This is a genomic window from Rhodovastum atsumiense (assembly GCF_937425535.1).
Classification (GTDB): Bacteria; Pseudomonadota; Alphaproteobacteria; order Acetobacterales; family Acetobacteraceae; genus Rhodovastum; species Rhodovastum atsumiense.
Genome location: NZ_OW485601.1, coordinates 5862635 through 5880430, shown reverse-complemented (window position 1 = coordinate 5880430; position 17796 = coordinate 5862635). Strand labels below are relative to the sequence as shown.

The following is a 17796-nucleotide window of genomic DNA, read 5'->3' as shown; positions in this document are numbered from 1 at the left end:
CTACCAGCTTTCCGGCGGGATGACGTTCCTCGGCTGGTCGGTCAGCAGCGCTGCCGCCATGGTCTCCGCCGATTTGCGGCGGATGTCCTCCCAGGCTTCGGGGGAATGGAAGGCCGAATGCGGCGTCACCACCAGCCGCCCGGCCAGCCACGCCTCGCGGGCGCGGTAGGCGCGCAGCAGGTCGGGCAGGGGGTCACCCGGTGGTTCCTCCGGCAGCACGTCGAGCCCCGCGCCGGCGATGCGCCCCTCGCGCAGCAGCACTTCCAGCGCAGCGAGGTCCATCAGCGGCCCGCGGGCGGTGTTGATCACCACGGCCCCTTCCGGCAGCAGGCGCAGTTCGTCGAGGCCGAGCATCCCCCGCGTCTCCGGTGTCAGCGGCGCGTGCAGGCTCAGCACGTCGGCACCAGGGAGCAATTCCTCCAGCGTCCGCGCGCGGGCGATGCCGAGCGCGCGTTCGGTGCCGTCCGGCCGGTAGGGATCGTAGAAGGTCACGCGGAAGCCGAAGGCCCTGGCCCGCAGCGCCACCGCGGTGCCGATGCGCCCGAGCCCGACGATCCCGAGGCCGAGCGTCTCGATCCGCCGCACCAGTGGCGTCTCGATCACCTTCCAGGACGCGGGGGAGGCGGCGCGCTGGGCGTCGTGGTGCAGGAACAGGCCGCGGCGCAGCCCCAGCATCAGGGCAAGCGCGTGATCGGCCACCTCCGCCGTGCCGTAATCGGGCACGTTGCAGACCAGGATCCCCCGCGCCGCCGCCGCCGCCCGGTCGATGCGGTCATAGCCGACCCCCATGCGCACCACCGCCCGCAGCCGGGGGAACCGGGCGAGATCCTGCGCGGTGACCCATTGGCGCATGATCATCAGCCCCTCCGCCGCGGCGCAATCCGCTTCATTCAGCTCCGCGATCACGCCGACGTCGCGCATCAGCACGCGCACCCCGGGGCCGAACACGTCACGCTCCAGCGCGTCATCCGAGTACAGCGCCTCGGGATACAGGACCGTCGTCATCGTACCTCCACCGTATTGTGCTTCGGTTGGGTCTCGCCCAGAAAGACCAACTGCCGGCGCAGACCGGCCAACGCAGAGAGAGAGTAATCACGCCCATGAACGGCGCCGAAAGCCTGGTGCACACGCTCCTGGCCTGTGGGATCGATACCTGCTTCGCCAATCCTGGCACCAGCGAGATGCATTTTGTCGCGGCCCTCGATCGCGTCCCCGGCATGCGCTGCGTGCTCGGCCTGTTCGAGGGCGTGGTTACCGGCGCCGCCGACGGCTATGCCCGCATGGCGGAAAAGCCGGCGGCGACGTTGCTGCATTGCGGGCCGGGCCTCGCGAACGGCCTCGCCAACCTGCACAACGGCCGCCGCGCCAGCACGATGATGGTCAATTGCGTGGGGGATCAGGCCACGCATCACCGCCCGCTCGACGCGCCGCTGACCGCCGACACCGAAGGCTGGGCGCGTGGCGTCTCCGGCTGGGTGCGCAGTTGCGCCCGCGCCGAGGATGTCGGCCGCGACGCTGCCGCCGCGGTGCAGGCCGCCTTCATCGCGCCGGGGGGCATCTCCACGCTGATCCTGCCCTCCGACACCTGCTGGAACCCGGGCGGGATGCCGGCCGCGCCGTTGCCGGTGCCGGCGCGACCCCAGGCTGATCCGCACGCCATTGCCGAGGCTGCCCGCCTGCTGCGCCGCGGCGAACCGAGCATGCTGTTGCTGACCACCGATGCCCTGCGCGCCGGCCCGCTGGCCGACGCCCACCGCATCGCCGCCGCCACCGGGGCCAGGCTCTATGCCCCCACCTCCAACCGCCGCATCGAGCGTGGCGCCGGGCGCCATCCGATCGATCGCGTGCCCTATGCGATCGATCTGGCCACCCAGGCGCTCGCCGGCATCCGCCACGTGATCCTGGTCGGCGCGCTGAGCCCGCCGGTCGGCTTCTTCGCCTATCCCGGCAAGCCCGGCGTGGTGACCCCCTCCGATGCCACCGTGCACGTGCTGGCCCGTCCCGAACAGGACCTCGCCGGCGCGCTGGCCGCGCTGGCCGACGCGCTCGATGCCCCGGCGGCGCCGCCCGCCCCGCACCGCGCCCAGGTCGAGCCAGCCGGTGGGCCGGTCACCGCCGACGCGCTCGCCCGCTCGCTGACCGCGCTGCTGCCGGAGCAGGCCATCATCATCGACGAAAGCGTCTCCTTCGGGCGCTCGATCTTCGGCGCCACCGCGCAGGCCGCGCCGCATGACTGGCTCGCCCTGGCCGGCGGCGCGATCGGCGAGGGCATCCCGCTGGCCACCGGGGCCGCGGTCGCCAGCCCGGGGCGGCGCGTGGTCACGCTGCAGGCCGACGGCTCGGCCATGTACACCATCCAGGGGCTGTGGACGCAGGCGCGCGAGAACCTGGACGTGACCACCATCATCCTCGCCAACCGCAAATACGCCATCCTGCTCGGCGAGCTGGCCAATGTCGGCGCCAATCCCGGCCGCACCGCGCTCGACATGATGGATCTCAGCCGGCCGGACCTCGATTTCGTGAAGATCGCCGCCGGCATGGGGGTGGCAGGCGCCCGCGCCGAAACGATGGAGCAGTTCAATGACCTGTTCGCACAGACGCTGTCGCGCCGGGGGCCGTTCGTGATCGAGCTGGCAATCCCATGACGCCCGCAACCCCCGCCGCCCGGCTGCGGGCGCGGCTGACCCCCGACCGCCCGGCCATCGCCATGGCCGCGCACAACCCGCTGGCGGCGAAGCTTGCCGCCGAGGCCGGCTTCGACGCCATCTGGGGCAGCGGCTTCGAACTCTCGGCCTCCTACGCCGTGCCCGACGCCAACATCCTGTCGATGGATACGCACCTGGCGATGATGCGCGCCATGGTGGAGGTCCAGCCCGCCCCGGTGGTGGCCGACATCGATACCGGCTTCGGCAACGCGGTGAGCGTCGCCTATGCGGTGCCGCGCTACGCCGCCGCCGGCGTGGCCGCGGTGGTGATGGAGGACAAGACCTTCCCCAAGGATAGCAGCCTGCGCCCCGGCGGGCGGCAGGTGCTGGTGCCCATGGCCGAGTTCCAGGGCAAGATCGAGGCCGCGCGCCTGCCCGGCGGCCCCCTGGTGGTGGCGCGCACCGAGGCGCTGATCGCCGGGCTCGGCCGCGACGAGGCGCTGCGTCGCGCCGAGGCTTATGCCGAGGCCGGTGCCGACGCGGTGCTGTTCCACAGCAAGCAGAAGACGCCTGACGAGATCCTGGAGGTCTGCCGCGCCTGGTCCGGGCGGGTGCCGCTGGTGCTGGTGCCGACCGCCTATCCGCAGCTTTCCTTCGCCGAGGTGGCGGCGCTGGGGAAGGTCGGGCTGATCATCTGCGGCAACCACGCGATCCGCGCCGCCGTGGCCGCCATGCGCGACACCTTCGCGCGCATCCTGGCCGAAGGCGGGTTGGCGGGGGTGGAAGACCGGATCGCCAGCGTCAACGAGATCTTTGCCCTGCAAGGCGACCAGGAGATGCGGACATTGGAGGCGCGCTTCCTGCGCTGAACGTCGTCCTTGGCTGTAGGGCGGATGCAATCCGCCAGCGCAAGCCGGCCACACTGGGGAACCTTGCGATGGCGGATTGCATCCGCCCTACAGCTACGGCGGCTCCGCCGCGAGCAACTCGCAGACCAGCGCGGTCCATTCGTCTTCCAACGCGCCGTCCACAGGGCGGCGGCCGGCGCGGGCGTACCAGTAGCGTGCGTTCGCCGGATCACCTTCCTTGCGGTGCAGATAGGCGTGCACTGCCGCGCCGGGCGCGTCGTCCTGGTCCTGGGCGCAGCGATGTGCCTGGTCCCAGTCGCCCTTGCCGTCCCACCACAGCCCTTGCAGGGCGAGCGAGGCGAAGGTCGGCGGGGCAGGGGCATCCAGGCTTTGGCGGAAGCCGGCGAGATCCATGGTCATGCCTCCGGCGGCTCAGGGCGAGGGGCAGCGCACCAGGGGGTTGGGAAAATCGGCACAACCGGGAAAGATGATTTCGTTCTCGCCATGGCGCTGCACGTGCAGCACGTCGGGGCTTTCGCAGCCGAAGCCGGGCGCCCCCGGGCCGGCCGCCACGCCGAGCAGCCCGTTGCCCACGGGGGCGGCAGCGACGAAGCGGATCTCCGTCGATCCTGCGGTTGTCAACGCCGTCTCGATCTCCCGTTGCAGATAGATGACGTCCATCAGCGTCGCCCGCAGCACCACGTCCTGGGTGAAGATCACGGTGGGATGAGCAAGGCACTGCGCCGCGGTGGGCCGGGCGGGGGCCGGGTAGAGTCCGCCGGTCCAGGTCCCGAACAGCCAGGCATGCGGCGGCCCCGATTGTGCCTGCGCGCCCAGGGGAGCGGCCAGCACGAGAGCGAGGCAGGCGACGATGCGGCGCATGGAGATCCTCCGGAATTCAGTGCTTGCAGCCTAGATGCCATTCCTCCGATGCGACCACCATCGGCAATAGCCGCTTGCGCAGTGGTGATCCGGCCCGGGTTGCCGCGGCCGTTTCGACGTGGCATCCCCCGCGCGAACTGGGGTTTGTTTCATGCTTCGAAGACTCTACGACCGGGTTCTCGCGCTGGCCGGCAGCCGGCGCGCCGGGCTCTGGCTGGCGTTGGTCAGCTTCGCCGAGAGCAGCTTCTTCCCGATCCCACCCGACGCCCTGCTGATCCCGACCGTGCTCGCCCGGCCCGAGCGTGCCTGGCGGCTGGCCTTCATCTGCACCGCCGCGAGCGTGGCCGGTGGCGCCCTCGGTTACTTCATCGGCTACGCGCTGTTCGACCAGCTCGCCCGGCCGATCCTGGCGACGTATCATTACGAGGCTGCGTTCCAGGCTTTCCAGGCGAAATACGCCGAATGGGGCCTGTGGGTGATCCTGATCAAGGGGTTGACGCCGATCCCCTACAAGATCGTCACCATTGCCTCGGGCGCCGCGAAGTTCGACTTCCTGGTCTTCATGCTGGCCAGCACCGTGACCCGCGCGTCCCGGTTCTTCCTGGTGGCCGCGCTGCTGCGCCAGTTCGGCGAGCCGGTGCGCGACTTCATCGAGCGCCGGCTGACCCTGGTCACCACCGTCACGGCCGCCGGCATCATCGGCGGGTTCCTGGCGCTGAAGCTGCTGTGAGGCTCCGGCGGCGGCTCAGGCCGCCGCCGGCCTGGGCTGGGCCAGCGCCTTCAGCTCCGCTTCGTCCAGCGTCTCCCGCTCCAGCAGCCGCCGTGCGGTGCGGTCCAGCACCTCGCGGCGGGCCCGCAGCAGCTCGACGCTGCGCGCGAAGGCCGCGTCGGTGATCGCCTTCACCTCGTGGTCGATCACCGAGGCGGTGTCGGGCCCGTATTCGCGCTCGGCCGGCATCGCCACGCCGGGGCCGAGAAAGCCCTGCCGGTCCTTCTCGTAGGCGACGTTGCCCAGGCGCTCCGACATGCCGTAGCGCACCACCATGGCGCGGGCGATGTCGGTGACGCGGCGCAAATCGTCGGCGGCCCCGGTGGAGAGATGGCCGAACACCAGGAACTCGGCGGCGCGCCCGCCCATCAGCACCGCCATGCGGTTCTCCAGCTCCTCCTGCGTCATCAGGAAGCGGTCCTCGGTCGGGCGCTGGATGGTGTAGCCGAGCGCGCCGATGCCGCGTGGGATGATGGAGACCTTGTGCACCACGTCCGTGCCGGGCAGGGCCAGCGCCACCAGCGCATGCCCCATTTCGTGATACGCCACGATCTCGCGCTCGCGCGGGTTGAGCAGCCGGTTGCGCTTCTCCAGCCCGGCGACCAGCCGTTCCACCGCATGGTCGAAATCGGCCATGGTGATCGCCTCGCCGCCGCGCCGTGTGGCGCGCAGCGCCGCCTCGTTCACCAGGTTGGCCAGGTCCGCGCCGGTGAAGCCGGGCGTCAGCGCCGCGATCTTCTCGGCATCCACCTCCGGCGCGAGCCGCACCCGCCGCAGATGCACCTGCAGGATCTGGATCCGTCCGGGCTTGTCCGGCCGGTCCACCAGCACCTGCCGGTCGAAGCGGCCGGCGCGCAGCAGGGCGGGGTCGAGGATTTCCGGCCGGTTGGTCGCGGCCAGCAGCACCACCCCGGTCGTGGTGTCGAAACCGTCCAGTTCCACCAGCAACTGGTTCAGCGTCTGCTCCTTCTCGTCGTGCCCGCCGGCGAAGCCGGCATTGCGGGCGCGCCCGAGCGCATCCAGCTCGTCGATGAAGATGATGGCCGGGGCCTTCTGGCGCGCCTGCTCGAACAGGTCGCGCACGCGCGCGGCGCCGACGCCCACGAACATCTCGACGAATTCCGAGCCGGAGATCGAGAAGAACGGCACATGCGCTTCCCCGGCCACCGCCTTGGCCAGCAGCGTCTTGCCGCTGCCCGGCGGCCCGACCAGCAGCACGCCCTTGGGCATGCGCCCGCCGAGCCGGGAATGGCGCTGCGGGTCGCGCAGGAAATCCACCACCTCGCGCAGCTCGTCCTTGGCTTCGTCAACGCCGGCCACGTCCTCGAAGGTGACGCCGGTATTGGCTTCCATGTAGACCTTGGCGCGGCTCTTGCCGATCGACATCAGCCCGCCGCCCATGCCACCCCGCTCGGCCATGCGGCGGATCACGAACCACCACACCGCCATGAACAGCAGGATCGGCAGGGTCCAGCCGAGCAGGTCGCGCAGGAAGGTGCTCTCGATCACCCCGGTGACTTTGACGCCGTGGGGTTGCAGCAGCGCCGCGATGTCCGGATCGACCCGGGTGGTCTGGAACCGGGTCTCACCGCTGGGCAGCTTCTCCTTCAGCGCGCCTTGCACGAACCGGTCGGAGACCTGCACCGACTCGACCTTGTTCTGGCTGACCAGCTGCTCGAACTCGCTCCAGGGGATGGTGCGGGTCTGCACCCCGAACATGGCCAGCTCGTGCACCAGCAGCACCGCGAAGGCGGCGGCGAAGAAATAGAGGATGTTGATTTTCGCGTGACGGGTCATGGGATTCTTCGCGGGCATCAGACGAACAGGGCGAGCGCGGCGTCGAAGACATGGGCGCCGGAGACGACCAGCGCGCCGACCACCAGCACCGACAGCACGGTCAGGCCGAGCCCGGCGAGGACGGCACCGCCGTCGCGCACCAGCAGCCCGCAGGCGAGCACCGCCGCGGCCAGCCCCGGCGCGTTGTTGCCGAAGGGGATCGGCACGGCCAAAGCGAGGCCCAGCACCGCCACCGGCAGGCCGAGCGCCGCCTGCACCCGCCCGGAGGTCAGGTCGCGCAGGCGGCCCGGCCGCAGCCAGGCTTCCATCCGCTTCACCCAGGGCAGGCTGCGGCGGATCGCCTCGGTCACCATCCGCCCGCGCAGGCGGCGGCGACGCAGCCGGCCGGGCAGCCAGGGCCGGTGCGCGCCGCTGGCCATCTGCGCGCCCAGCGCCACCATGGCGAGGCCGAACACCAGGCCCACCGGCAGGCCGGGGATCGGGATCATCGCCGGCAGCGCCAGCAGCAGCAGCATCAGGCCGAGCCCGGCATCACCGAGCGCATCGACGATGTCGCCGACGGTGGCGTCCTCATGGCCCTCCAGCGTCTCGCCCAGCGTGGCCAGGCGGATGGAGACGGGGGTCGTGATGGCAGCGGTCATCCTGAAATCCTCAACCGGCCGCCGGCCGGTCAGACCGGCGCAGCAGCGACACAAGAACGCCACCGGCGAGCAGGGCGACGGTGACGCCGAGCGACAACGCCGGATCGACATGGCCGATGCCGAGGCTCCAGAGGATCTTGCCGCCGATGAAGATCAACACCAGCGCCAGCGCCCAGCCCAGCGCAGTGAACCGCCGGATGCTCGCCGCCAGCGCGAAATAGAGCGCCCGCAGGCCCAGGATGGCGAAGACATTGGAGGTGATCACCAGGAACGGGTCGGTGGTGATGGCCAGCACCGCCGGCACCGAATCCACGGCGAACACCAGGTCGGCCGCCTCGACCATGATCAGCGCCAGCAGCAGCGGGGTCGCGTACAGCACGCGGCGTCCGGCGGCATCGGGCAGGCGCACCAGGAAGCGGGCGTCATGCGGCTCGGGCGTCACCCGCAGGATCCGCCGCAGCCAGCGCTGCAGCCCGTCTCCGGTCGGCTCCGGTCCCTGGCCGCCCGAGAGCAGCATCTTCGCGCCGGTCCAGATCAGGAACAGGCCGAAGACCGGCAGCACCCACCACAGATGGGTCACCAGCGTCGCGCCGAGCAGGATCAGCACCGCCCGCATGACGATGGCGCCGAGCACACCCCAGAACAGCACCCGGTGCTGCAACGCCGGCGGAATCGCCAGTTGCGCGAAGATCAGGGAGATGACGAAAACGTTGTCGAGCGCCAGTGTCTTCTCGACCAGGAAGCCGGTCGTGTACAGCAGCGCGGCTTCCTGGCCCATCAGGTACCAGACCCAGCCGCCGAAGCCGAGCGCGATGGTGATGTAGGCCGCGCTCATCCACAGGCTCTCGACGGCGCCGATGACGCGGCTGCGCCGGTGCAGCACCCCGAGGTCGAACGCCAGCAGGGTCACGATCAGCCCGCCGAAGGCGAGCCAGGTCCAGGCCGGCGTGCCGAGCAGCGGCGCCGACAGGTCGGGAAGCGGGAGTGGCAGGTCGGGGAGCACTGTCGTCCCTCCAGATGCGATCGCGCCCGTCGGCGCAAAGGCAGGTGAAAGGATCCGACATCACGGCGACGCCTCGCCGTCAGAGGGGCCCGGATCCGGGCTTGATCTCGCCCCATCTGGGAAGGGGCGGGGGATTCGTCAACCCGGCTCCGGTCCGATGGCCGCGCGCAGCAGCAGCAGCGCTTCGGCCACCGTGGCGGCGCGCACTGCCTGCCGGTCGCCTGGGAAGACATGGCGGAGCGAGGCGGTGAAGCGCCCGGTGCGCGCCAGTCCGAACCATACCAGCCCAACCGGCTTGTCCGGGCTGCCGCCGCCCGGGCCGGCGATCCCGGTCACCGCGATGGCCAACTGCGCGGAGGAACGGGTCAGGGCGCCTTCGGCCATGCGCCGCGCCACCGCCTCGCTGACCGCGCCAACCGAGGCGATCAGCCCGGCCGGCACGCCGAGCATCGCGGTCTTGGCCTGGTTGGAATAGGTGACGAAGCCGCGGTCCACGACGTCGGAACTGCCGGCGATCGCGGTCAGGGTCGCCGCGATCAGCCCGCCGGTGCAGCTTTCGGCGGTGGCGATCCGCACCCCGGCGGCCCGGCTCGCCGCCAGCAACTCCTCGGCCTGCGCCAGCACGCGCGCGTCGATCATCATTCCCCTCCGGCCCCTGTCCGACCCTTTATACTCAGGGCAGAAGGTAGGTCAGTCGAGCCATCCCGGCAGGGCCAGCTGCACGGCGCTGACCAGCAGGCCGGCGGCAAGCCCCGCCAGCACGTCATCCATGATCACGCCCGCCGGGCCGGGCAGGCGCTCCGCCCAGCCGATCGGGCCGGGCTTGAGGATGTCGAACAGGCGGAAGGCCAGGAAACAGGCCAGGATGCCGAGCGGGGCCGGACGCGCCAGCGCCAGCAGGGCGATCCACTGCCCGGCGACCTCGTCGATCACCACCCATCCCGGATCGCTTTCGGCCCGCGCCGCCCGCACCGCCCAGAATCCCGCCGGGATCGACAGCAGCGCCGCTACGGCCAGCAGGACCGGCGAGGCCCAGAGCAGCAGCACGCCGGGCAGCAGGGCGGCAAGCGACCCCACCGTGCCGGGCGCCACGGGCGACAGCCCCGCGCCGAGAAACGTCGCCACCAGTCGCGGAAGGGTCATGGGATGGCCTTGCAGTACCGGAACGATTCTCTCACGCGCCCCCGGGGGCGGCAAGCCGGGGGCAGCGCCGGTCACCGCCATTGCGCGATCGGCAGCACCGCCGTCCCGCCCCGCTGCGCCTGGTAGACCACCAGGTTCTCGGTCACCCGCTGCACGTAGTTGCGGGTCTCGTTGAAGGGGATCTGCTCGATCCAGTCGAGCATCTCGACGTTGCCGCCGCGCGGGTCGCCATAGGTGTCGAGCCATTCGGCCACCCGCGACGGCCCGGCATTGTAGGCGGCCACCGCCAGCGGCACGCTGTTGTCGAACCGGTCCAGCAACTGGCGCAGATAGGCGGTGCCGAGCTGGACATTGTAGCGCGGATCCCCGTTCAGCGCCGGGATCGAGGCCGGCAGGCCGAGCCGCCGGGACACCTGGGTCGCGGTGGCCGGCATCAATTGCATCAACCCGCGTGCCCCGGCCGGGCTGATCGTGCCGGTGTCGAAGCTGCTTTCCTGGCGGATGATGCCGAGCGCGAGCGCCGGCTCGACGCCGGCTCCGGCGGGGATCTCGGCGGCGGCAGGCCAGCCCGCATCGAGCAGGGCCAGCCCGTCGCGGCCGGCCCGGCGGGCGATGGTGATGGCCACTTCCGGCAGGCCGAACCCGTTGGCGAGTCGGGCCGCGAGCGCCCGGTCGGCGCCGTCCGGCAGCACGTCGTTCAGTCGCAACAGGAAGGGCTGCGCTCGCCGCGGCTCGCCCCAGCCGACCAGATAGGCGGCGGCGCGGGCCAGTTCCCGGCTGGCGAAATCGAGCGCGCGCTGCGGATCGGCCGCCGGGTCGCGGGTGGCGCGGATGCGGGCGACCGGATCCTGGCCGAGCGCCACCATGGCAAGCTGGCCGTAGAAGGTCGAGGGATAGCCGGCGGCGATGCCATATTCGGCGCGTGCCCCGGCCTCGTTGCCCTGCGCGGCCAAGGCGCGGCCCAGCCAGAAATGCGCCCGCGCCTGGGTGATCGCCGAGGCCGAGGCATCGGCGAGGGTGCGGAAATGCGGCACCGCCGCGCCGGCATTGCCGAGCTTGCGCAGGGCGATGAAGCCGGCCAGGAACTCGGCGTCGAGCAGGCCCTCGCCGCGGGTCTGCGCATGCCCGGCCGCCAGGGCGTAGGCCTCGTCGGCGGCCCCCTGGCGCAGGCGGCGGCGAGCGATGACGTTGCGCTCTTCCCAGAAGGCGGCAAGGCGTTCCGGCGGGGCGCGGCGCTCCGCGGCGGTCACGGTGGTCTTCCAGAACGCCGCCGCCTCGCTGTCCTGGTTGGCCCGGCGCAGCCAGCGCGCCTGCTCCAGCACCAGCCCGGGATCCTGGCGGGCGGCATCCGGCAAGGCCGCGACCAGGGACAGCGCGCCCGGATCGTCGCGTCGCAGCGCCAGCCTGGCCTCGGCGGCGGAGCGCTCGGTGGCATCCAGCCGGGCCGCCTGGCGCTGGGCTGCGGCGAGATCGCTCCAGATCAGGCGCTCGAACCGGGCGGACTGGTCGGCGCGGGTGAGCACGCTGCCCCAGCGCTGCAGGAACCGGGCTTCCCCGGCGCTGTCGGTGATGCCGCCGAGCCATGCCTGCCGGGCCGCGTTGGCCGCGTCGCCGGCGCGGCCGAGCCGGTTGTAGCCCTCGGCGCAGCGCAGCAGCGCGGCGGGGGCGGCGACGGGGAGGAACCGGCCGCCGTCGCAGGCGGTGGCGGCGACGCTGTCGTCCGGCTCGACCGCGACCGCGTCGTCGCGCCGGCGCGACAACGTGCCCTGCAGCGGCCAGTCCGGGCTTTCCGCCATGAAGGCGTCGATCTCGCCGATCGCGGCTGCCCCCGGCGTCATCAGCCGGAAATAGGTGACCAGCTTGCGCGCCACCGGGTCGGGCAGGCGGGCGGCGGCGGCATCGGCCGCGGCCCAGCGCTCGGTGCGGACCAGCGCCATCACCTCCTGCGCCCGGGCGGGGGTGGCGAGGACCAGAAGCAACGGCAGGATGAGCAACGCGACCATCGACACGACTCGGGGGCGAAGGGGAGACATGCAGATGGTTCTACAAGGCCCGGCCTTGCGGCGCATCAGTTGCGCGCCTAGCTTGCGCTGCCCGCCCCATTACCCGACCGCACCGGAGCAAACGTCATGTTCAAAGGGTCGCTCGTCGCCCTGATCACCCCCATGAGCGCGGACGGTGCCGTGGACGAGAAAGCCCTCGAGCGCTTCGTCGACTGGCAGATCCGCGAAGGCACGCACGGCGTGGTGCCGGTGGGCACCACCGGCGAAAGCCCGACCCTGTCGCATGAAGAGCACAAGCGGGTGGTGGAGATCACGGTCGCGGTGGCGAAGGGCCGGGTGCCGGTGATCGCGGGCGCGGGCAGCAACAGCACCGCCGAGGCGATCGACCTGGCCCGCCATGCGAAGCAGGCCGGTGCCGACGCGGCCCTGGTGGTCACGCCGTACTACAACAAGCCGACCCAGGAAGGGCTCTATCTGCATTTCACGGCGATCGCGGACGCGGTCGACCTGCCGATCATCATCTACAACATCCCCCCGCGCAGCGTGATCGACATGAGCGTCGAGACCATGGCGCGGCTGGCGAAGCACCCGAATATCGTCGGCGTGAAGGACGCGACCGCCAACCTGGCCCGGCCGCTGCACACCCGCCGCGCCTGCGGCGAGGCATTCTGCCAGTTGTCCGGCGAGGACCATACCGCCATCGCCTTCCTTGCCGCCGGCGGGGCGGGCTGCATCAGCGTGACCGGCAACGTCGCCCCGCGCCTGTGTAGCCAGATGCAGGCCGCCTGGCAGGACGGGCGGGTCGCCGAGGCCATGGCGCTGCAGAACCGGCTGCTGCCTCTGCATGACGCCCTGTTCACGGAAACCAGCCCCGGCCCGGTGAAATACGCGGCCAGCCTGCTCGGCCACACCGCGGAAACCTGCCGCCTGCCGCTCGCCCCCTGCGGCGAGGCCACCCGGGCCCGCGTGCGCGCCGCCATGGCCGAGGTCGGCCTGCTGAACTGACCGGCCCCGCCGGCCACATCGCCTTCGGCCATATCGCCCCCTCCCACACGCGGAGGGGGCTGAGCTAGGTTGTCCCCATGGCCACCGCGAAGAAAAAATCCTCCCTGATCTCCCACGGCATCGCCGCCCAGAACCGCAAGGCACGCTTCGACTACACCATCAAGGAACAGGTGGAAGCCGGGATCGTGCTGAAGGGACCGGAAGTGAAGTCGCTGCGCCACGGCCGCGCCACGCTCGGCGAAGCCTGGGCCGGCGAACGCGAAGGCGAGCTGTGGTTGTTCAACTGTTACATCCCGGAATACCAGGGCGGCGTGCTCTCACGCTTCGAGCCGCGCGCCCCCCGCAAGCTGCTGCTCAAGCGCAAGGAAATGCGCCGGCTGCTGGGCGCCGTCGCGCGGGATGGCATTACCTTGGTGCCACTCGACATTCACTTCAGCGACCGGGGCATCGCCAAGGTGCAGCTTGGGGTGGGGCAGGGACGCACCAAAGGGGATAAGCGACACGCCATCGCCGCAAGGGACTGGCAGCGCGACAAGGCCCGGCTGATGCGCGAACGCGGGTGAAGATCCGGGGCCACAAGGCCCCTGCACCTCATTTTCAGCAAGTGTAGGGCGGATCAGCGCAGCGCAATCCGCCATCGCAACGCTCCGCAAGGTGATCGCACTCCATTGACGGGCGCTGGCCTTGGACCCCGTTATTTTCTCTGCCGTGGCAACGAACCAGATTGACGTGGGGCGGATGTTGTCCGCCATCGCAAGACCGGCGCCTTGCGATGGCGGATTGCGCTTCGCTTATCCGCCCTACGATTGCTGTGGAGCGCTGCCTTTCAGCTGAAGCGGCCGCTCCGGGGGAAGCCATTGGGTGGCAGGCGGCCGACCTGGGCCCGTTCCCCCAGCCAGTCCTTCAAGGCCGTCTCGGTGCGGACCTTTTCGCCCAGCTTCCAGGTCAGGCCATCGGCCAGCCGGAACACCTTCACGTCCTTCAGGCCACCTTCCTTGTATTTCTGCAGGATCACGCCGGCACCGCGGACCAGTTCCGGTATCTGCTCCAGCGGGAACACCAGCAGCTTGCGGTTGTCGCCGATGACGGCGACGTGGTCGCCCTCGGCGGCGATGCAGAACGCCGCTTCCTCGCCGGGGCGCAGGTTCAGGATCTGCTTGCCGGTGCGCTTCTCCGCCGAAAGCTCCTCGGCCTTGACCAGGAAACCACGGCCGCTGTTGGCAGCAACCAGGTAGCGCTGGCCCTCGCGCGGCACGAACAGCGCGGTGACGTCGTCCTCGTTGGTCATCTCCACCAGCAGCCGGACCGGCTGGCCATCGCCGCGCCCGCGCGGCAGGTCGCCGGCACGCAGCGTGTAGGCACGGCCATTGGTCGAGAACAGGCACAGCCGGTCGATGGTCTCGCACGGCACCAGCAGACGTAGCCGGTCGCCTTCCTTGAAGCGCAGGTCAGCAGGATCGGCGACCTGGCCGCGCACGGCACGGATCCAGCCCTTGTCGGAGAGGATGACGGTGATCGCCTCGCGCTCGATGAAGGCCTCGGGCGCCACCTCGGCCACCGCGGTCACGTCGCCGAACACGCTGCGGCGGGTGCCGAGCGCGCCGCCGCCGAACTTCTCGCGCATGCTCTCCAGTTCGCCGGCGATGCGCTCCCAGCGCAGCTTCTCGCTGGCCAGCAGCGCCTGGGTGTCCTTGCGTTCCTTGGACAGCGACTTGTGCTCGCGGCGGATCTCCATCTCCTCGAGCTTGCGCAGCGAGCGCAGGCGCATGTTGAGGATGGCCTCCGCCTGCACCTCGGTCAGGTCGAAGGTCTTCATCAGCACCGGCCGGGGCTCGTCCTCGGTGCGGATGATGCGGATCACCTCGTCGAGGTTGAGGAAGACCTTGATGAAGCCGTCGAGGATTTCCAGCCGCCGCTCGATCGCGGCGAGCCGGTGCTTCGCCCGGCGGACCAGCACCTCGTGGCGGTGGTCCAGCCAGGATCGCAGCACCTCGCGCAGCGACAGCACCCGCGGCGTGCGGTCGGCGGTCAGCACGTTCATATTCAGCGGGAAACGGCTTTCCAGCGCGGTGGCGCGGAACAGCGTCGCCATCAGCACTTCCGGCTCGACCGCGCGGGTCTTGGGCTCCAGCACCAGCCGCACCACCTCGGTGCTTTCGTCACGCACGTCGCCGAGCAGCGGCAGCTTCTTCTCTTCCAGCAGTTGCGCGATCTGCTCGATCAGCTTGGCCTTCTGGACCTGGTAGGGGATCTCGGTGACCACCACCACCCAGTTGCCGTGCTTGCCGCGCTCCACCTCCCATTTCGCGCGGATGCGGAAGCCCCCGCGCCCCTGCTCGTAGGCGGCGAGCATGGAGGCCGGTTCCTCGACGATGATGCCGCCGGTGGGGAAGTCCGGGCCGGGCATGTGCCTGAGCAGCTCGGCGGTGCTGGCCTCGGGGTTGTGGATCAGCGCGATGGCGGCGGCGCAGACCTCGCCGGCATTGTGCGGCGGGATCGAGGTCGCCATGCCGACGGCGATGCCGGCGGCGCCGTTGGCGAGCAGGTTGGGGAAGCCGCCCGGCAGCACCACGGGCTCGCTTTCCTCGCCGTCATAGGTCGGGCGGAAATCGACGGCGTCCTCGTCGATGCCGGCGAGCAGCGCCTTCGCCACCTCGGTCAGGCGCGATTCGGTGTAGCGCATGGCCGCGGCGTTATCGCCGTCGATATTGCCGAAATTCCCCTGGCCCTCGATCAGCGGGAAGCGCGCGGCGAAATCCTGCGCCAGCCGCACCAGCGCGTCATAGACCGAGGCGTCGCCGTGGGGGTGGTATTTACCGATCACGTCGCCGACCACGCGGGCGCATTTCTTGAAGCCGGCGGTGGGATCCAGTCGCAACTGGTGCATGGCGTAGATCAGCCGCCGGTGCACCGGCTTGAGGCCGTCGCGCACATCCGGCAGCGAGCGGGACATGATGGTCGAGAGGGCATAGGCGAGGTAGCGCTCGCTCAGCGCGTCCGCGAGCTTGGTGTCCTCGATCTTGCCACTCAGGTCGTCAGGCATCCGAATCGGTCTCCCCCATCTGGGTGACGCGCTCGTACAGCGCCTGACGGGCCTGGGGCAACGGGCGGTGGCGCAGGCCGAACACGTCGCGGGCCAGGAAATGGCCGGTCAGCCGCAGCCCGTCGCGCCATTGTGCGGCATCGCCGTCACTGTTGCTCTCCCGGGTCAGCAGCGACGGCAGCGGCAACAGGCGCGACCGCCAGGGGCCCGCGGCTTCGTCGGAGATCGCCCGGCCGGTGCGTGGCGAAACCCAGGCAAGCCCGGTGCTCGCGCCGGTCACCGGGCAGGAGGACAGATCGAGCCCATAGCCGAGTTCCGCCAGCAGCTCCGCTTCCCAGCGAATCAGCCCGGCGAGCAGGGGCGCGCCGGTGGAAAGGCGGGCAATCAGGGCCAGCAGGCCGGCGAACACGCGGGGATGCGATTCGCGTTCGGGCAGCGCCCCCTCGGCCACCGCGCAGGCCGCGCTCAGCATCGCCAGTTGCAGCGGGTCATCCATGGCGAGGGCGGCAGCGGGATGCACCAGCTCGGCGCTGAAGCTGCCGAGCTGGTCGGCGGTGCGGCCGACCCAGCGCACCTGCACCAGGTTGCCCGGCTGCCAGGTGCCGGCGCCGCGCCGTCCCGTGCCGCCGCGGGCAAGGCCGCGATGCGCGCCCTGCGCCTCGGTCATGACGGTTGCGATCGCATCGCCTTCGCCGAAGGGGCGAGCATCCAGCACGATCGCCGGCGCGTCCCACTCCATGTCAACCCTGCCGCCGCCCGCGCCGGGGTTCCGCCCCCCGGTCGGCGCTGCCAGCATCGCGACCGCAACATCCTCGTGCCGTCATGCATCCTCTCTCCAGCGTCGCCCTGTTCCTCGGCTTCCGCCTGCTGCGCAACCTGTATTTCCACATGGCGGTGACCGTGCCGTTCTACATGGGGTGCGGCCTCGACATGACGCGCATCCTGACGCTGGAAAGCGCGTACTACGTGGCGAAGGTGCTCAGCGACGTGCCGACCGGGCTGCTGGCCGACCTCGCGGGGCGGCGGCTGTGCCTTGCGCTCAGCGGCTTCCTCGCCGGGTTCGGCTACCTGACCATGGGGCTGGGCAGTTCCTTCGGCGTGTTCCTGGTGGCCGAAATCCTGCTCGGCGTCGCCTTCAGCCTGGCCTCGGGCGCCGACAGCGCCGCGGTCTACGAAGCGCTGGCGGCCTCCGGGCGGGAGCGCTGGTATGCGCGGGTGGAGGGCGCTGGCTGGGCATTGCGCAATTGCGCGGCGGCGCTGGCCGGCGCCGGGGGCGGGCTGGTTGCCGCGGCGGCTGGCCCCGGTGTCACCTGGTTCTGCACCGCCGGTTGCGTCACCGCGGCGGGGCTGCTCGCGCTCGGGTTGCCGGAGCCCCGGACACGGCCGGTGGCGGGCCATGGCGGGCCGGTGGCGCTGTTGCGGCAACTGGCCGGCTTCATGCGCGCCGACCGTTTCGCCGCCGATGCCTTCCTGTTCTTCGCGGCGGTGTACTCGGTGGTGCGGGTCGGGCTGTTCTTCCTGCAGCCGCTGCTGGCCGGGCTGGGCTTCGGCATCGCCTGGAACGGCATGGTCTATGCCGGGGCGGTGGGACTTTCGATCGGGTTCGCGGCGCTGGCGGCCACGCTGTTCCCGACCAGCCGGCCCGGTCGCGGGGCGGCTGTCTTCGCCGCCGCGGCGGGGTTGTTCTTCCTGGCCTGGGGGGTGGGCGGAGCCGGGCTGGGGGCGTGGTCGGTCGTCGCCGGCTTCGCCGGTGTTGTGCTTTATTCCGCCATGCATGGGCTCTATGACCCGGTGCTGCGCGGCTGGGTCACGCCGCGCCTGCCGGCCGCCCTGCGCGCCACGCTGCTCTCGTCCGGCGCCATGATGGCGAACCTGCTGTTCGCCGGAATCGGCCCGCTCGCGGGATGGCTCACTGACCGGGTGGGCCTGTCGGGTGCGATGCTGGTGCTGGCGGTGCTGCATGCCCCGGCGCTGGTGCTGCTGCCCTTGCGGCTGCGGCGCCACGCCCCGGGGTGAG

17 protein-coding genes are annotated in these 17796 nt (G+C 71.1%); 6 read left to right on the top strand and 11 right to left on the bottom strand.

Going from position 1 to position 17796, the window contains the following annotated elements; genetic code table 11:
- A complete protein-coding gene (locus tag NBY65_RS26475; protein ID WP_150043201.1) occupies positions 1-1005 on the bottom strand; it encodes a C-terminal binding protein in 1005 nt (334 codons plus the stop codon).
- Positions 1006-1100: 95 nt separating this feature from the next.
- Here NBY65_RS26475 and NBY65_RS26470 point away from each other — a divergent pair, with 95 nt between their 5' ends.
- Positions 1101-2645: an acetolactate synthase large subunit gene (locus NBY65_RS26470; RefSeq protein ID WP_150043200.1), complete on the top strand. Its 1545-nt coding sequence runs from the start codon at positions 1101-1103 to the stop codon at positions 2643-2645.
- On the top strand, positions 2642-3514 hold the full coding sequence (locus NBY65_RS26465) for a phosphonopyruvate hydrolase (RefSeq protein ID WP_150043199.1): 873 nt from the start codon (positions 2642-2644) through the stop codon (positions 3512-3514). The genes NBY65_RS26470 and NBY65_RS26465 overlap by 4 nt, the downstream gene beginning before the upstream one ends.
- Before the next feature lie 93 nt (positions 3515-3607).
- On the opposite strand, the gene NBY65_RS26460 is transcribed toward NBY65_RS26465, so the two are convergent.
- On the bottom strand, positions 3608-3913 hold the full coding sequence (locus NBY65_RS26460; RefSeq protein WP_239002971.1) for a hypothetical protein: 306 nt from the start codon (positions 3911-3913) through the stop codon (positions 3608-3610).
- A gap of 12 nt (positions 3914-3925) precedes the next feature.
- Positions 3926-4375, bottom strand: coding sequence for a hypothetical protein (locus tag NBY65_RS26455; protein WP_150043198.1), 450 nt, complete (start codon positions 4373-4375; stop codon positions 3926-3928).
- A 151-nt stretch (positions 4376-4526) separates the two neighbouring features.
- Here NBY65_RS26455 and NBY65_RS26450 point away from each other — a divergent pair, with 151 nt between their 5' ends.
- Positions 4527-5105, top strand: coding sequence for a YqaA family protein (locus NBY65_RS26450; protein WP_150043197.1), 579 nt, complete (start codon positions 4527-4529; stop codon positions 5103-5105).
- Positions 5106-5120: 15 nt separating this feature from the next.
- Here NBY65_RS26450 and ftsH read toward each other — a convergent pair whose 3' ends face one another.
- From ftsH to NBY65_RS26420, 6 genes are all read right to left on the bottom strand, one after another.
- Positions 5121-6941, bottom strand: a complete 1821-nt coding sequence (ftsH, locus tag NBY65_RS26445; RefSeq protein ID WP_150043196.1) for an ATP-dependent zinc metalloprotease FtsH — start codon at positions 6939-6941, stop codon at positions 5121-5123.
- A gap of 17 nt (positions 6942-6958) precedes the next feature.
- Positions 6959-7582, bottom strand: a complete 624-nt coding sequence (locus tag NBY65_RS26440; protein WP_162530750.1) for an exopolysaccharide biosynthesis protein — start codon at positions 7580-7582, stop codon at positions 6959-6961.
- A gap of 10 nt (positions 7583-7592) precedes the next feature.
- On the bottom strand, positions 7593-8585 hold the full coding sequence (locus tag NBY65_RS26435; RefSeq protein ID WP_239002969.1) for a TerC family protein: 993 nt from the start codon (positions 8583-8585) through the stop codon (positions 7593-7595).
- Between the two features lie 138 nt (positions 8586-8723).
- On the bottom strand, positions 8724-9224 hold the full coding sequence (locus NBY65_RS26430) for a CinA family protein (RefSeq protein ID WP_203330631.1): 501 nt from the start codon (positions 9222-9224) through the stop codon (positions 8724-8726).
- A 51-nt stretch (positions 9225-9275) separates the two neighbouring features.
- Positions 9276-9728: a phosphatidylglycerophosphatase A family protein gene (locus tag NBY65_RS26425; protein ID WP_150043193.1), complete on the bottom strand. Its 453-nt coding sequence runs from the start codon at positions 9726-9728 to the stop codon at positions 9276-9278.
- Positions 9729-9799: 71 nt separating this feature from the next.
- Positions 9800-11731: a lytic transglycosylase domain-containing protein gene (locus tag NBY65_RS26420; RefSeq protein ID WP_150043192.1), complete on the bottom strand. Its 1932-nt coding sequence runs from the start codon at positions 11729-11731 to the stop codon at positions 9800-9802.
- Positions 11732-11857: 126 nt separating this feature from the next.
- Here NBY65_RS26420 and dapA point away from each other — a divergent pair, with 126 nt between their 5' ends.
- Both dapA and smpB read left to right on the top strand, forming a co-directional pair.
- Positions 11858-12736: a 4-hydroxy-tetrahydrodipicolinate synthase gene (dapA, locus tag NBY65_RS26415; RefSeq protein ID WP_150043191.1), complete on the top strand. Its 879-nt coding sequence runs from the start codon at positions 11858-11860 to the stop codon at positions 12734-12736.
- 77 nt (positions 12737-12813) lie between these two features.
- Positions 12814-13299 (top strand): SsrA-binding protein SmpB, encoded by a 486-nt coding sequence (smpB, locus tag NBY65_RS26410; RefSeq protein ID WP_150043190.1) that lies wholly within the window; start codon positions 12814-12816, stop codon positions 13297-13299.
- Positions 13300-13562: 263 nt separating this feature from the next.
- On the opposite strand, the gene parC is transcribed toward smpB, so the two are convergent.
- Entirely contained in the window at positions 13563-15779 is a 2217-nt protein-coding gene (gene parC / locus NBY65_RS26405; protein WP_150043189.1) for a DNA topoisomerase IV subunit A, read from the bottom strand.
- Complete coding sequence (recO, locus tag NBY65_RS26400) at positions 15772-16518, bottom strand: DNA repair protein RecO (protein ID WP_150043211.1); 747 nt, start codon at positions 16516-16518, stop codon at positions 15772-15774. The genes parC and recO overlap by 8 nt, the downstream gene beginning before the upstream one ends.
- Positions 16519-16601: 83 nt before the next feature.
- Here recO and NBY65_RS26395 point away from each other — a divergent pair, with 83 nt between their 5' ends.
- Positions 16602-17795 carry an MFS transporter gene (locus NBY65_RS26395; RefSeq protein WP_150043188.1) on the top strand — a complete coding sequence of 398 codons (1194 nt, stop codon included), beginning with the start codon at positions 16602-16604 and terminating at the stop codon, positions 17793-17795.
- The last annotated feature ends 1 nt before the right edge of the window (position 17796 follow it).